The 1,389-nt window shown below is 69.8% G+C and carries 1 protein-coding gene; it reads left to right on the top strand.

What is annotated here, in order from left to right:
• Nucleotides 1–161: 161 nt before the first annotated feature.
• Nucleotides 162–1,389 (top strand): DNA polymerase III subunit gamma and tau (locus ACNFOC_RS54415; RefSeq protein WP_416966318.1); only part of this gene is annotated, 1,228 nt, incomplete at its 3' end.

The following is a 1,389-nucleotide window of genomic DNA, read 5'->3' as shown; positions in this document are numbered from 1 at the left end:
GTGTAGCCGTCGACCGTGTTCATCTCGGTGTCGACGGCGAGGAGGTAGTTGCAGCCCTCGGTGCCGTGCCGGAGGACGTCGTCCAGGAAGAACTGGGCGGCGAACCGCTTGCCACCCGCACGCGGCCCCGGTTGTCAGTGCACGCCTATAACCTCGTACGCGTGTCGTCTCTCGCGCTGTACCGCCGTTATCGCCCGGAGTCGTTCGCCGAGGTCATCGGGCAGGAACATGTCACCGACCCGTTGCAGCAGGCGCTGCGGAACAACCGGGTCAATCACGCGTACCTGTTCAGCGGGCCGCGAGGCTGCGGCAAGACCACGAGCGCGCGCATCCTGGCCCGCTGTCTCAACTGCGAGAAGGGACCCACGCCGACCCCCTGCGGGGAGTGCCAGTCCTGCCAGGATCTTGCTCGCAACGGCCCGGGTTCCATCGACGTCATCGAGATCGACGCTGCGTCGCACGGTGGTGTGGACGACGCCCGTGAGCTGCGCGAGAAGGCGTTCTTCGGCCCCGCGAGCAGCCGCTACAAGATCTACATCATCGACGAGGCCCACATGGTCACGTCGGCCGGCTTCAACGCGCTGCTCAAGGTCGTCGAGGAGCCGCCGGAGCACCTCAAGTTCATCTTCGCGACCACCGAGCCCGAGAAGGTCATCGGGACGATCCGGTCGCGGACGCACCACTATCCCTTCCGGCTCGTGCCGCCCAGCACCCTGCGCGAGTACCTGGGCCAGGTCTGCGGGCAGGAGAACATCCCGGTCGAGGACGGCGTCCTGCCCCTCGTCGTGCGCGCCGGCGCGGGTTCCGTGCGTGACTCCATGTCCGTCATGGACCAGTTGCTCGCCGGCGCCAGCACCGACGGTGTGACGTACGCCATGGCGACCTCGCTGCTCGGCTACACCGACGCCTCGCTCCTCGACTCCGTCGTCGAGGCCTTCGCCACCGGTGACGGCGCCGCCGCCTTCGAGGTCGTCGACCGCATCATCGACGGCGGCAACGACCCGCGCCGCTTCGTCGCCGACCTGCTGGAGCGCCTCCGCGACCTGGTGATCCTCGCGGCCGTCCCCGACGCCCTCGACAAGGGACTCATCGACGCCCCCACCGACGTACTGGAACGCATGCAGGCCCAGGCCGGCACCTTCGGCGCCGCCGAACTCAGCCGCGCCGCCGACCTCGTCAACACCGGCCTGACCGAGATGCGCGGCGCCACCTCCCCCCGCCTCCAACTCGAGCTGATCTGCGCCCGCGTGATGCTCCCCGCCGCCTACGGCGACGAGCAGTCCGTCATGGCCCGCCTCGACCGGCTGGAGCGCGGCGTCAACTTCGCGGGCGGCGGCGCCGCGCCCGCCATGGCCTACGTCCCCGGCCCCGACGCCCACCACCAAGCCC

Source organism: Streptomyces colwelliae, from assembly GCF_048158785.1.
In the GTDB taxonomy this organism is placed as follows: domain Bacteria; phylum Actinomycetota; class Actinomycetes; order Streptomycetales; family Streptomycetaceae; genus Streptomyces.
Note: the sequence above shows the minus strand (reverse complement) of the source record. Positions and strands in the feature narration are given on the sequence as shown.